Source organism: Methanofastidiosum sp., from assembly GCA_035362715.1.
Lineage (GTDB): Archaea > Methanobacteriota_B > Thermococci > Methanofastidiosales > Methanofastidiosaceae > Methanofastidiosum.
This window is the reverse complement of the sequence record DAOSDU010000001.1, coordinates 71712-84315: the sequence shown is the minus strand read 5'-3', so window position 1 is coordinate 84315 and position 12604 is coordinate 71712. Positions and strand designations below refer to the sequence as shown.

Here is a 12604-nt window from a genome sequence, read left to right as displayed (position 1 = left end):
ATGAAGATGAAAATTTGCCCTAAATGCAATAAGTATACCTTAAAGGATTTGTGTCCTTTATGTAATACTCCTGCCGTAAATCCTCACCCTCCAAAATTTTCACCTGAGGACAAGTACGGTAAATATAGGAGATTAATCAAAAAAGAGAGTGGAGTGTTATGAAAGAAACTTATATTATTGAAGAAATTAAAGATATAAAACTTGAAAATCCAATATTTGTGGAAGGTCTTCCAGGGATAGGACTTGTAGGAAAATTAGCTGCTGATCATCTTATTCAAGAATTAAAAGCCGTTAAATTTGCTGAATTATATTCTCCAAGATTTCCCCATCAAGCACTAGTTGAAAAAGACTCAACTATGAGATTAATGAAGAATGAATTCTATTACTACACCGGTGGAAAAAGAGATATATTATTCTTATCTGGAGATACTCAGCCACCGCCCACAGATGCTTATGGTCATTATGAAATATCCACTAAAATACTGGACTTTGTTGAAAAGTTTGGCATCAAAGAAATGTTTACATTAGGTGGATATTCCACAGGAGGATACCCTGTAAAAGAGCCAAAAGTATTGGGCGCAGCATCCGATGTTGAAACAGTTGAAAAATATAAAGACAAAAACATTGTTTTTAGAGAGGATCCCGGGTCTGCAATTGTTGGTGCATCAGGGCTTCTTATTGCAATGGGAAAACTTAGAAACATGAACGGCTTATGCCTTTTGGGAGAATCTCCCGGCTATATAATTGATGCTAAAGCTTCAAAGGCAGTTCTACAAGTATTAGTTGATATATTAGAACTTGAGATTAGCATGGAAGAACTGGACAAGAGGGCTGAAGAAACAGAAAAAGCACTTTCAAAGATACAAGAAATGCAGAAGAACATGACCGAATACCAACCATTGCCTTCAGGAAACGAAGAAACAGGATACATAAGGTAATTATATTTTTATTTAATTACTCCTTTTATAATTAATAATTATTCTATTTTTAGCTAAATAAGGCTAATAATACAATTTTCAATATAGTTATACCATGAACATTATTATTTATAGGGTAAACAATAAAAACGGACCTTCTTAAATTATTCGTAATTGGTGAAAATATGCCACAAGCCTTTTTAGATAGAAATCGAATGGAATCTTTAGTCGATGGAATTTTTGCAGTTAGCATGACTCTTCTAGTATTGACAATTAACTTTCCACAAGGTCTTGATATAAAAGATGATATTGTTATATTAAAGGCGATAGAAAAATTAATACCTCAAATACTTATTTATTTTGTGGCTTTTGCATTAATTGGTTTATTTTGGTGTATTTATCATAGTCGATTCCGATATGTAAAAAAATTAGATAATACGTTTATATGGATTAATTTATTTTGGTTGATGTTCATAGGATTGATGCCTTTTTCAACTTCTTTAAATGGAGATTACCCAATGTTTCATACGGCCGTCCTTGTATTTCATCTAAACTTTTTGATATTGTCCTCTCTATTATTTATACTATGGACATATGCATCTAAAAAAAATCTGATTGATGAAAGTTTAGAAAAAAAGACTGTGATGCTAAATAGAAATATACTTATCGTGATGGTTGTGGTTTGCTTATTTGCTTTGATTATTTCGTTCTTTTCACCTTCAATAAGTAATCTTTCCTATTTTTTAATTTTTCCCGGGTCCTTGCTCGTGAAAAGATACTAAATATATTAATTTACTTTTTTCTCTTGCATTAAATGATTGATTATTCTTTCATAGATATCGGGATACTGTCTATCTTCACCGCCGTCTAGAGAAGGATTATCATTTACTTCAATTACATATAGGGATCCATTACTTTCTTTTATGTCAACTCCATAAAGGCCATTTCCGATAGAATTGCCTGCTCTTATACCAAGGTCGATAATTTCCTGTGGTACCTCCTCTTTTGGAACACTTACAACATCGCAGTAGACTAAATGACCATTTACCGAAGCCTGTATTTTAAAAGTTTCATTTGGAATTATGTACTTGCATGCATACAATAACTCCCCGTTAAGGACTCCTATTCTCCAATCAAATTTGCTATCGACAAATTCTTGGACTACCACCCAGTCAGATAATTTTATGAATCTTCTTGAAACTTTTATGAACTCTTCTTTTGTGTAGACTCTTTCCACTCTTGCCGAAAAAGATGTTGACGGTTCTTTTAGAATTATGGGCGGATTAAACATTTTGAAAACTTCTTCTAGATTTTCTAAAGTAACTTCTCCCTTCTTCATGAAAACAGTTCTCGGCATAGGAACATCTTTCTTCATAAGGTGAAGGTACATGTTGACCTTATCAGAACATATCCTTATGGAGTTAGGGTCATCTATTACAGGAATTCCTTTTAATTCTGCAATTCTTGCAGCAACATAACTAATATTCATTGAATCAGTTCTGGCTCTAATAAAAAGGGCATCAAGTCCAGATATTTTTTTTATCTCTGTTGGGAAGATAAAATAGGCATAATGCCCTAACTTTTCAGCTTCTTCTCTGAATTTAATTAGAGATATGAGTTGCACTGAACTACTTAGAGTCTGCCTATCAACAAAAATTCCTAATTTCCCCATTTTCTATCCCAGTTTCGACCCTAGTTTTGAATTCTTCTTTTTCGCCATTAGATATCTCTGAATTCCTCATTGGAGATATTGAAGAAAGATAATATTTTTCTCCGTCATATATAAGAATTATTTTGGCTACTGGTATTTCAAATACTTCGTATATTTTTTCCAGAAGAGCACAAATCTCCGGATCTGTTGTAGTATTCTTTCCAAAGAGTGTCGAGAAAGTTTTTATTTCAAAATTTGCGGGTAATCTCTGGAAACAGAAAGGATATTTCCCACCATGTGTTACCTTTTTTATGGCCTCCTTTGCGGTTTCTAAGTCATTAACTACCTCATATTTTGAAGAATCCGAGTAATAGTTTATCCCATATATCATCGAAGGTAAAGGGCAATATGTATCGGATATTCCCCATTCACAGACAGGTATCCCAACCATCTCTGCTTTTGTTAGGCATATTGGAACGACGTAGGCATCAAGTACCTCGTCACTACTTGGTGTTATCTTGTATCCATTCTGATTTTCTCTTAAAACTATTCTATAATATGACTCCGTTTTATAGTGGTATTCGTTACTTAAAACGAATAAATTGTTGCCAGAGTACATCTCAGTTATATCTTTATCAAAAAGACTTGTCTTTTTATGCAAAATTCCTGCACCCCTTTTATGGGATTTAGAACTACTATCTAAATTTGCCTCTAAAGAATTAACAAAAGGCAGAACAAAATTATCAATCGTTTTTACATCACAACTATTTGACGCATCATCATCTTCTGATTCCATAAAAACAGCCAGCTGGGATTTCCCCCTACACCATCTCCGTGTTATATTCATATTGCGTAGAGCTCACCTGCAGCATTTCTTAGGTAGTTGTTTTCTTTTAGAGAAAAAACTGCCATAGAAGTTATGCCTAGATATGTCAAAATCAATACCGCAATGGTAGAGTTTTTTGCAACTTCAAAATCTAACAAAAAAGTAATGTTCGATACTATGGAGATTGTTGTCAAGAAATAACCTAATGAGATTAGAATGACTGTGGTAGCTAATGTCCAGACAAGAACAAGTCTGTTCTTATCCTCGTCTAGCAAATTTATGTAGTGTAATGGTGTTTCCATTGTACCTAATAATGATTACCGGAAACTACTTTTAAATCTTTCTATCGACATTTCTGTAAGTCGAATAACATTTATATAACAAATTAAGCTATTCTTATTGATGGTATCGATAAAAAGTAAGAAGAATATACAAATTAAACCAAGAGATCCATATAAAACATTTAGAATTCTAACTTTTTTTATAGGAGTATTATTTTTACTTGTGGGAATTAGATCTCTATCATTTGGAGATTCAGCAGGCGCACTTTTAAACGGTATAGCTGGATTATTTTTCTTTATGGCTTCGTATGTCTTTTTTAAGAAGAAAAAAGAGGAGAGTAAATGAAGGATCTTACAATTCCGTATCTAGTTGTTGGGGCATTGATATATATCCAAGGGATAAGAGTTTATTTTGGAGGAGACTTTACTTCAATGATTATTTACACTTCTTTTGCTTGGGTATTATTCCTGATGGCATTTTTTTCGTATAAGAAGAAGAAAAAGCCAAAAGATACAGATATCCTAGGTGAACCATTTCTTACTGGAGGAGACGTTTCATAAATAGTTTAATATTTTAAAAGTCAATACTTTTATATATAATTAAATAAAGTTGGTGCTGTGATATAATGAAACTCCATTTAAACGCCGAGTACCTCCTGAGCAAACCACTAACAGGAGACGGAGTTCAAAAAGTAAAAAAGTATCTTGCTGAAGAAACTAAGGAATTATTGATTAAAGGAGTACCTAAAGACAAACTTTCAGAATCTCCAAAAATAATTGACTCAAATATATCAAATGACACAGTCTTAATTACTATTGAAAGTGGTACTTATGTTAGATCACATGCAGTTGCCATAAGACTAAAGAATGCTCTGTCTTTACTTCTCGGAAAGGAGTTTAAAGTTGGGATTAAAAAACTAGTGGGAAAAAGTTATACACTCACTCTTGAACTTGAAAAAATTCCAAAAGACCCTATTAAGATACCTTTTGTCGATAAAATATCTATAGAAGGAAACAATGCAATTTTATCTTTAAATGATTTGGACGAAGATTTCCTTACCAAAAATCATGTTGACCGTATAATTAATTTGTTCTATGAAAAAGTAGAAGCGCAGTTTTGGGGCGGCAAGGGTGAGCACTGGGAATTAATTTCAAAGAGCGATAACATAGAACCTTTGACTACAAAAGACCCAACCCTAGAATTATTGGCTTTAGGGTGGCTAAAACAAGGTCCAAGTCAAGGCCAATGGTTTTATCATGCTCCAATCGCGGCGCTACTCAGAACAATGGAAAGGATTGCAGTTGAAGAAGTTTTAAAGCCGCTAGGTTTCATTGAAGTAATTGCCCCGAAGCTTGTTCCTTTTGAAATTTGGGAAAAGACTGGCCATTTATCTGGCAGTGAACCAGAAATTTATTATGTATCGCCCCCTATCTCTAGGGATGTTTCCGTCTGGGAAGAAGTAATCGACCTATATAAAATAACAAAAAAGGCCCATGTTGATAAGATAAGAGAAAGAATGAGAGACCCTATAGGTGGAATGACATATGCTCAGTGCCCTCCAATGTACTGGGCTTTTGATGGGAAGACTATTGACGATTCAGAATTCCCAGTATTAATATATGATAAAAGTGGACCTTCATATAGGTGGGAAGCTGGTGGGAGACAAGGTATTGAACGAGTAAATGAATTCTGGAGAATAGAACCTGTATTCATAGGATATCCTGATCAGTTAATTGAACTTAAAGAGAAGATGATGGAAAGATATGCTTATGTTTTTGATAAAATATTTGAGATTGAATGGAGAACAGCTTGGGTAACACCTTTTTATATGGCACAATCAGGACAGACAGGAATTGAAAAAGAAACTGAGAGAATTAAAGGGACTGTGGACTACGAATCCTGGATTCCTTCAAGGGGTAATAGAGAAGAGAGTGAATGGCTGGAATTCCAGAATCTTTCCATAGTTGGGGATAAGTATACTAAAGCTTTCTCTATTAAATCTTCAAAAAACAAGGAGTTGTGGTCTGGATGTTCGGGGATTGGTCTTCAAAGGTGGACAGTATCTTTCTTGGCTCAAAAGGGGCTTGATTCCGACAAATGGCCTAAAGAATTCAAAAAATATTTAGGAGAATTCCCAAAAAATATCAAGTTTGTTTAATATCTTCTTTTTTTTCTCTTTTAAGATTAATTAAAAAAACATCTATTAAGGCAAATATGGCAAGCATATAGAAAGCAGCCCTCCACGTTAAAACATCAGCAATATATCCTCCAACTGAGGCTGCAAAAGACCCAAAGCCAAATATGCAAAGAGAACTAAATCCATAAAGCAGACCTCGTATTTTTGTACTGCTCATCGAAGCGGTAAGCATATTTTGTGCAGGCTGCGCGGCAAAATATGAAAATCCCATAGCAATTGAAAAAATTAAAAATACAATTGCACTTGTGGTATTAGCAATAAGAGCAATTGAAATAGAACTAATCGCAGTGAAAACAAGAAGTGGTTTTTTGTAACCAAGTTTGTCAGATATTTTTCCACCAATTATTTGTCCTGGCATACCCGAAACTATCAGTATTGTTGTGATTAAACCACCTATTAAAACTTTAAGTGATAAAACATCTTTTGCAAAAGTAGTTAATAATAAAACTGTTCCAGTGTAAAACAATCCTCTAAAAAGTAGGATTAGGATATATAATACAAATTCTTTTGATATCAATTTCCTTGTTTCTTCAAGATACTTAAAGTCACGATTTTCTTCATCCTGGATATGACGTTTGATCTTAGAATCTTTAATTGAAAAACTAATAGACAATAATATTAATATTGGGATACTCCATAATAGGTAAGGATATTTCCATCCAATGTATACTCCAACTGCGGCAGCTATTATGGGAGATGAGGATTCACCGAAGTTCCCTAACAAACCATTAAATCCCATGGCTTTGCCCATATCCTTTGGATAAAGCTTAGACACAAGAGAGAGTCCTGCAGGATGGTAAGTTCCTGCCCCAACGCCCAACAATAATAAAGACAACCACAGACCAAGAGGGCCGTTTGATAACACTATGCCTACTATTGATAATAAGAATAAACCTAGTCCAATTTTCATAACTTTTAAAGAGCCTACCTTATCGGAAAGCAGTCCTGATGGTAAAGCAAGGGCACCAAAAGCCAAAAAAGAAATAAAAGCAAAAGAGGTAGTTTCTGCGTTTGTAAGATTTAGCTCTGACCTTATCAAGGGCAAAAGTGGTGCAAGAGTCAAAGTCATTGCGTGTGTTATTGTATGGCAAAAAGAAGCAAAATATAAGACTCTTTTTTTAGATATCATATAAATTAATTAAAATAATATATTAAAAAAGTTGTGTTTAGCTTCTGAGCGCTGGATAATACTTCTCTTTTTTCCTCTTCTTGAAATTAACCTTCTGAGGGTATGCTCCACTTTTCTTGACGCTCCTCAAAAGATTTTTGATTCTTCTCTTCATGAACTCACCTTTTTCTTAAAGCCTTTTCATTGCTTTATAAAACTTTTTATTAAAATATTGTGAATTAGCTCGTTTTATGCTCTAAGAGATATTTTCTATCATCTTAAGGCTTATAAATCTTCTTTTTATTCCTTTTTTATGGGCCGAGTTTCAGTAGTTATCCCTTCATTCAATGTAGAGCGAAGTATTCGTGAGGTAGTAGAAAGAATACCAAAAGATATCTTTGAAAAAATAGTTGTGGACGATGGAAGTAGAGACAGAACTGGAGAGATGGCCAAAAAAGCAGGCGCAAGGGTTGTAGTCCATGATGTTAATTATGGCAAAGGGAGAGCTATTAGAACAGGGGCCTCGATAGCAAAAGGAGATATTATTGTTTTTCTTGATGCGGATCTTCAACATAGACCAGAAGACATTTATAAACTTGTTGAACCTATTCAAAAAGATAGGGCCGATATCACAATAGGTTCAAGATTTTTAGGAAATACAAAAGCCATGCCGTTTGTTAGGAAGATATCAAACTTTATTTCGACTGCATTGATAAGATTATTTTTTGGCATTAATATTGGAGATACTCAATCAGGATATAGGGCCATCAAGAGAGAGTTTTTAGAGAAGATGAATTTAGAATCAGAAAGATACAATATAGAAACAGAGGTTTTGTCTTACGCAGGAAAGTTTCATATGAGAATTGAAGAAGTACCTATTGAAACAATTTATGGAGATGAAAAATCACATTTCACCGCTTTAGACATTCCAAAATTTATTTATCTGTTATTCTACCTTAAATTTCATGAAATGAGAAAGAAATAAATACTAATAATATAGGTGTTCGCCATGGACAATAGATTAGAGATTATAACTAGAAATGCTGAAGAAGTTGTAACAGAAGAAGAGCTACTTGAGCTATTGAATAATAAAAATCAGCCTGTATGCTACTGTGGTTATGAAACTTCAGGTGATGTTCATCTTGGTCATCTCGTGACAATGTCAAAATTGAAAGATATGGAAAAAGCTGGCTTTAAAGTAAAAGTCTTATTTGCAGATTGGCACACGTGGCTCAATAGAAAAGGTGACTGGGAATGGATACACGAGCAGACCTCGATATGGGAAGAGACCTTTAAATCATTTGGATTGAAGTCTACAGAGTATGTATTGGGATCATCTTTTGAAAGATCATTAGAATATATTGACGATGTATTTGCTCTTTCGTTGGACACAACTATTAATAGGGCCCTTAGAAGTATGCAGGTAATTGCAAGAGACATTGAGCATGCAAGAGTCTCTCAGGTTCTATACCCATTTTTACAGATTGTGGACATAAAGTATTTGGGGGTAGATGTGGCCATTGGAGGAATTGAGCAGAGGAAGATCCATATGCTCGGCAGAGAACTTTCTTCAAAAATAGACTATAAGCCGTTTGTATGTCTACATACCCCACTTATTTCTTCACTTACGGGGCCTGGTGACAAAATGAGTTCATCAAAGCCTGAAAGTATGATTTCAGTTAGGGATGAAGAACAAGCTATTAAGGAAAAAATTAATAAGGCATATTGCCCTATGGGAGTAAAGGAGGAGAATCCTCTACTTCAAATAGCCCGCCTTATACTCTTTCCAAAGATTACCGGTGCTTTTGAAATTAAAAGATCGGAGAAATACGGGGGCAATGTAGAGTTTGATTCATACGACTCACTTGAAAGGGCTTACTTATCGAAGGAAGTCCATCCAATGGATTTGAAAAAATCCGTTATTGATTATCTTGTTGAAATTATAAGTGAGATACGGTCTATATAGGAGGGATTATCTGAAATATCAACCTAGAACTACTGGTGATGAGGAACAGGTCCAGAGAACGAGAACTCCTCAAAAAGGAGAAGTATTGGGCGTTGTCGATCAGATGCTTGGCGCAGGCAGAATGAAAGTTAGATGTACAGATGGAAAAGAGAGGATTTGCTCTGTTCCAGGGAAATTTAAGAGAAGACTATGGATTAAAATGGGCATGGTTGTCCTAGTAGAACCATGGGAACTTAAGGGTGATGAAAGAGGAAATATCATATACCGATATTCAAGGGCCCAGACAAAATGGCTAATTGATAACGGCTACATGACTCTTTAGATTATGGGCGACATTGAAGATCATATAGAAGTTTATGAAAGAAAAGAAGAAATCAAGAATCTAAAGCGTGAAAGGGTAGATAGAGATTCTGATATCTTTAAAGTCAGGGATGAAGTTTTTGACCAATCAACTCGTCTCACACTCTTTAAGCTTATGAATAACGGTTATATTGAATCTTTAAATGGTGAGATTGCAACCGGAAAAGAAGCAAACGTCTTTTATGGAAAAGACGGAGAAGGAAAAGAGATTGCCGTTAAAATTTATCGTATTGCAACTTCTAACTTTAATAAGATGTATGAATATCTCGTAGGAGATCCGCGATTTTATTATACAAAAAAAGACAAGAGAAGTACAGTTTTTTCCTGGGCAAAAAGAGAGTTTAAGAATTTGAAAATAGCAAGCGAAGTCATTAATGTTCCTAAACCAATCCTAACGCGAAACAATATTTTGATAATGGAATTTTTAGGCAAGAATACAAAGGCATATCCTACTCTAAAAGATAATAAATCAAGAGATCCTGAAAAGGACTTCAATATTATAATAGAAAATGTTGATAAATTGTACAAAGCAGGATTAATTCATGCTGATTTAAGTGAGTATAATATACTTATGGGTAAAAAGATTTACTTCATTGATTTTGCACAGGGAACTATAAAAGATAGCATTATGGCACAGGATTTTCTCAAAAGAGATATCGAAAACATCACTAGATATTTTTCAAATTATATTGAAGTGCCTGAAGTGAATGAAACGTTAAAGGGGATTTTAAATGAGTGAAGAATTTGTAAAGATACCTCAGGATAGATTAGGCGTTCTTATTGGAAAAGAAGGCGAAGTTAAGAGGCATATTGAGAAGAGGCTTTCAGTAAAACTTGAAATTGATAGTGAAGAAGGTCTTGTCAGAATTTTTCAAAAAGACGGTGCAGAAGAGCCTTTAAATCTATGGAAGGCGCGAGACATTGTCAGAGCCATAGGAAGGGGATTTCCTTTTGAAAAAGCTTCTAAGATTTTTAGCGATATTTTTATTTTTGAAATGCTTTACCTTCCAGATTATCTCGGTAAATCTTCCAAAGCATGGGAAAGACAAAGGGGCAGAATCATTGGGAAGGATGGCAGCACAAGAAAAACAATTGAAGACCTTACAAGTACAGATATCTGTGTTTATGGTAAGACTGTTTCTATCATAGGGGATTATGATGGCGCCGCAGATGCAAAAGAAGCTTTAGAGATGATATTGGAAGGAAAACCACATTCAATTGTATACAAGTATTTAGAGAAAAGAAAAAAAGATAAAGTGAGAGATATTGGAGATAATTTAGATTTTTAACCTTCAATTACTTCATATTGTTTTTTTAATGTATCGATGACTTCAGGTTCTGTAAGTGTTGTTGTATCGCCAAGAACTTTACCTTCTGCAATGTCCTTAAGGAGTCTTCTCATTATTTTTCCACTTCTAGTCTTTGGTAGTTCACTTGTAAATATTATTTTCCTTGGTCTTGCAATAGGGCCTATTTTTTTTACAACATGTTCCCTTATGGCATCTTCAAGATCAAAGTCCTTGTCTATGTTATCTCTCAAAACGATGAATCCCACTATCGCCTGTCCCGTTATTTCATGAGTAATTCCCACAACAGCAGCTTCTGCAACTGCAGGATGCGATACCAATGCGCTTTCAACTTCCATAGTCCCTACTCTGTGACCTGCTATTGAAAGAACATCATCTACTCTTCCAAGAAGCATTAGATATCCTTCGCTATCTCGTCTTGCACCATCACCTGTAAAGTAGCACTTTCCGTTCCACTTGCTCCAGTATTTTTCAAGATACTTTTCTTCATCTCCGTATATACCTTTTAACATCGAGGGCCAAGGATTTTTTAAAACAAGATATCCTCCCTCGTCAGGCTCGACCGGATTTCCTGCTTCATTTAATATGTCCAAAGAAACTCCTGGAAAAGGAAATCCAGCATGCCCTGGTTTCATTGTATGGTATCCTGGGAGAGTTGTTATCATTACCATTCCTGTTTCAGTTTGCCACCAAGTATCAACGATAGGACATCTTTTCTTCCCTATATGGGTATAATACCATATCCATGCTTCTGGATTTATAGGTTCTCCAACACTTCCCAATAATCTTAATGTTTCCAAGGAGAAAGGCTTTAGAAATTCTGTTCCAGCTTTCATGAAAGCTCTAATCGCAGTAGGTGCGGTGTAAAATATCGTAACTCCGTATTTGTCTATAATTCTCCAGTATCTATCCATTTCTGGCCAATCAGGAGCGCCTTCATACATGAAAAGAGTAGCCCCAACTGCAAGAGGCCCATAGACGATGTAGCTGTGACCTGTTATCCAACCTATATCTGCGGTACACCAAAAAACATCTTGATCCTTCATGTCAAATATTAGTTTGCTTGTAGTATACACACCAGTCAGATATCCCCCCGTAGAATGGACAACTCCCTTTGGTTTGCCTGTTGTCCCTGATGTATATAAAATAAACAAACTGTCATCTGAATTCATAGGCTCAGGTTCACAATAAGGATCAACTTCATCTGCTAGCTCATGCCACCAGACATCTCTGCCTTTCTTAATTCTAAGAGGAAATTCTCCTCTCTTTATGATTAATACATTTTCAATAGATGGAGTATCCTTGACTGCATAATCTGAATCATGTTTTAGTGGGATTAAACTACCTCGCCTATACCCTCCGTCTGCAGTAATTAATAATTTTGCTTTGCAATCATTTATTCTGTCTCTTAAAGCCTCAGAACTAAAACCGCCAAATACAACCATATGTATTGCGCCAATTCTTGCACACGCTAACATGGCGATTACAGCTTCAGGAACCATTGGCATGTATATAGCTACTCTGTCGCCTTTTGCAACTCCAAGTTTTTTTAGAACATTAGAAAATTTATTTACTTCTCTGTAAAGGTCCCAGTAAGTTAGAGTTTTAGTGTCACCTGGCTCTCCTTCCCATATTATTGCCGCCTTGTTTCTACCACCATTTTTGATATGCCTATCCACGCAGTTGTAACATACATTTATCTCTCCATTCACGAACCATTTTGAATGGGGTGGATTCCAATCCAACACTTTGTCCCATTTTTTATACCAGTGGAGTTCAGAAGCATAACTTGCCCAAAATTTTTCAGGATCTTTTTCGGACGTTTCAAATATTTCTTTATTTGTTATATATGCATTTTCCTTAAATTCTGTTGAAGGATAAAATCTTCTAAATTCAGTTAATAATCCCTCAAGGGACTTCCCCTTTACAGATACCATACTTAACTCCTCATACTTTCAAATAATATAACGACTACTTACTTAATTTTTGA

Annotated in this window: 16 protein-coding genes; 11 read left to right on the top strand and 5 right to left on the bottom strand. The window is 35.0% G+C overall.

Annotated elements, in window-relative coordinates; all coding sequences use genetic code 11:
* The 3 genes from PLI06_00440 (at position 1) to PLI06_00430 (ending at position 1699) form a co-directional block, all read left to right on the top strand.
* Complete coding sequence (locus tag PLI06_00440) at positions 1-162, top strand: RNA-protein complex protein Nop10 (GenBank protein HOI76066.1); 162 nt, start codon at positions 1-3, stop codon at positions 160-162.
* Entirely contained in the window at positions 159-938 is a 780-nt protein-coding gene (locus tag PLI06_00435) for a proteasome assembly chaperone family protein (protein HOI76065.1), read from the top strand. The genes PLI06_00440 and PLI06_00435 overlap by 4 nt, the downstream gene beginning before the upstream one ends.
* A 164-nt stretch (positions 939-1102) precedes the next feature.
* A complete protein-coding gene (locus tag PLI06_00430) occupies positions 1103-1699 on the top strand; it encodes a TMEM175 family protein (GenBank protein ID HOI76064.1) in 597 nt (198 codons plus the stop codon).
* 5 nt (positions 1700-1704) lie between these two features.
* Here the strand turns inward: PLI06_00430 and PLI06_00425 are convergent, their stop codons facing one another.
* The 3 genes from PLI06_00425 to PLI06_00415 are packed head-to-tail and all read right to left on the bottom strand — an operon-like array spanning position 1705 to position 3696.
* Complete coding sequence (locus PLI06_00425) at positions 1705-2589, bottom strand: RimK family alpha-L-glutamate ligase (GenBank protein HOI76063.1); 885 nt, start codon at positions 2587-2589, stop codon at positions 1705-1707.
* Entirely contained in the window at positions 2564-3364 is an 801-nt protein-coding gene (locus tag PLI06_00420; protein ID HOI76062.1) for a RimK-like ATPgrasp N-terminal domain-containing protein, read from the bottom strand. The genes PLI06_00425 and PLI06_00420 overlap by 26 nt, the downstream gene beginning before the upstream one ends.
* 47 nt (positions 3365-3411) lie before the next feature.
* Positions 3412-3696: a hypothetical protein gene (locus tag PLI06_00415; protein ID HOI76061.1), complete on the bottom strand. Its 285-nt coding sequence runs from the start codon at positions 3694-3696 to the stop codon at positions 3412-3414.
* A gap of 100 nt (positions 3697-3796) precedes the next feature.
* Between PLI06_00415 and PLI06_00410 the strand changes: the two genes are divergently transcribed.
* The 3 genes from PLI06_00410 to PLI06_00400 all read left to right on the top strand — a co-directional run bounded on the left by PLI06_00410 (position 3797) and on the right by PLI06_00400 (position 5834).
* Positions 3797-4021: a hypothetical protein gene (locus PLI06_00410; GenBank protein HOI76060.1), complete on the top strand. Its 225-nt coding sequence runs from the start codon at positions 3797-3799 to the stop codon at positions 4019-4021.
* The gene (locus tag PLI06_00405; protein HOI76059.1) at positions 4018-4236 is read left to right on the top strand and encodes a hypothetical protein; all 219 of its coding nucleotides are present in this window, start codon (positions 4018-4020) and stop codon (positions 4234-4236) included. The genes PLI06_00410 and PLI06_00405 overlap by 4 nt, the downstream gene beginning before the upstream one ends.
* Before the next feature lie 65 nt (positions 4237-4301).
* Positions 4302-5834, top strand: coding sequence for a serine--tRNA ligase (locus PLI06_00400; protein ID HOI76058.1), 1533 nt, complete (start codon positions 4302-4304; stop codon positions 5832-5834).
* Here PLI06_00400 and PLI06_00395 read toward each other — a convergent pair.
* Entirely contained in the window at positions 5821-7002 is a 1182-nt protein-coding gene (locus PLI06_00395) for an MFS transporter (GenBank protein HOI76057.1), read from the bottom strand. The two genes, PLI06_00400 and PLI06_00395, sit on opposite strands and share 14 nt — an antisense overlap.
* Positions 7003-7294: 292 nt before the next feature.
* Between PLI06_00395 and PLI06_00390 the strand changes: the two genes are divergently transcribed.
* From PLI06_00390 to PLI06_00370, 5 genes are read left to right on the top strand one after another with little or no spacing between them, the layout of a single operon-like run.
* The gene (locus PLI06_00390) at positions 7295-7966 is read left to right on the top strand and encodes a glycosyltransferase family 2 protein (GenBank protein ID HOI76056.1); all 672 of its coding nucleotides are present in this window, start codon (positions 7295-7297) and stop codon (positions 7964-7966) included.
* A 24-nt stretch (positions 7967-7990) separates the two neighbouring features.
* Positions 7991-8947 carry a tyrosine--tRNA ligase gene (locus tag PLI06_00385; GenBank protein HOI76055.1) on the top strand — a complete coding sequence of 319 codons (957 nt, stop codon included), beginning with the start codon at positions 7991-7993 and terminating at the stop codon, positions 8945-8947.
* Positions 8928-9269, top strand: coding sequence for a translation initiation factor eIF-1A (eif1A, locus tag PLI06_00380; GenBank protein ID HOI76054.1), 342 nt, complete (start codon positions 8928-8930; stop codon positions 9267-9269). Before PLI06_00385 ends, eif1A begins: the two co-directional genes overlap by 20 nt.
* Before the next feature lie 3 nt (positions 9270-9272).
* Complete coding sequence (locus PLI06_00375; protein HOI76053.1) at positions 9273-10046, top strand: serine protein kinase RIO; 774 nt, start codon at positions 9273-9275, stop codon at positions 10044-10046.
* Entirely contained in the window at positions 10039-10596 is a 558-nt protein-coding gene (locus tag PLI06_00370; GenBank protein ID HOI76052.1) for a KH domain-containing protein, read from the top strand. Before PLI06_00375 ends, PLI06_00370 begins: the two co-directional genes overlap by 8 nt.
* Here the strand turns inward: PLI06_00370 and acs are convergent.
* Positions 10593-12551, bottom strand: coding sequence for an acetate--CoA ligase (gene acs, locus PLI06_00365; protein ID HOI76051.1), 1959 nt, complete (start codon positions 12549-12551; stop codon positions 10593-10595). The genes PLI06_00370 and acs overlap by 4 nt on opposite strands.
* Between the last annotated feature and the right edge of the window lie 53 nt (positions 12552-12604).

Excerpts from the sequence above, each read along its gene's own strand:
- PLI06_00370 (HOI76052.1), top strand. The coding sequence starts at position 10,039 with ATGAGTGAAGAATTTGTAAAGATACCTCAGGATAGATTAGGCGTTCTT.
- PLI06_00400 (HOI76058.1), top strand. The coding sequence starts at position 4,302 with ATGAAACTCCATTTAAACGCCGAGTACCTCCTGAGCAAACCACTAACA.
- PLI06_00420 (HOI76062.1), bottom strand. The coding sequence starts at position 3,364 with ATGGAATCAGAAGATGATGATGCGTCAAATAGTTGTGATGTAAAAACG.
- PLI06_00430 (HOI76064.1), top strand. The coding sequence starts at position 1,103 with ATGCCACAAGCCTTTTTAGATAGAAATCGAATGGAATCTTTAGTCGAT.
- PLI06_00440 (HOI76066.1), top strand. The coding sequence starts at position 1 with ATGAAGATGAAAATTTGCCCTAAATGCAATAAGTATACCTTAAAGGAT.
- acs (HOI76051.1), bottom strand. The coding sequence starts at position 12,551 with ATGGTATCTGTAAAGGGGAAGTCCCTTGAGGGATTATTAACTGAATTT.
- PLI06_00410 (HOI76060.1), top strand. The coding sequence starts at position 3,797 with ATGGTATCGATAAAAAGTAAGAAGAATATACAAATTAAACCAAGAGAT.
- PLI06_00425 (HOI76063.1), bottom strand. The coding sequence starts at position 2,589 with ATGGGGAAATTAGGAATTTTTGTTGATAGGCAGACTCTAAGTAGTTCA.
- PLI06_00415 (HOI76061.1), bottom strand. The coding sequence starts at position 3,696 with ATGGAAACACCATTACACTACATAAATTTGCTAGACGAGGATAAGAAC.
- PLI06_00405 (HOI76059.1), top strand. The coding sequence starts at position 4,018 with ATGAAGGATCTTACAATTCCGTATCTAGTTGTTGGGGCATTGATATAT.
- PLI06_00435 (HOI76065.1), top strand. The coding sequence starts at position 159 with ATGAAAGAAACTTATATTATTGAAGAAATTAAAGATATAAAACTTGAA.
- PLI06_00375 (HOI76053.1), top strand. The coding sequence starts at position 9,273 with ATGGGCGACATTGAAGATCATATAGAAGTTTATGAAAGAAAAGAAGAA.
- PLI06_00395 (HOI76057.1), bottom strand. The coding sequence starts at position 7,002 with ATGATATCTAAAAAAAGAGTCTTATATTTTGCTTCTTTTTGCCATACA.
- PLI06_00390 (HOI76056.1), top strand. The coding sequence starts at position 7,295 with ATGGGCCGAGTTTCAGTAGTTATCCCTTCATTCAATGTAGAGCGAAGT.
- PLI06_00385 (HOI76055.1), top strand. The coding sequence starts at position 7,991 with ATGGACAATAGATTAGAGATTATAACTAGAAATGCTGAAGAAGTTGTA.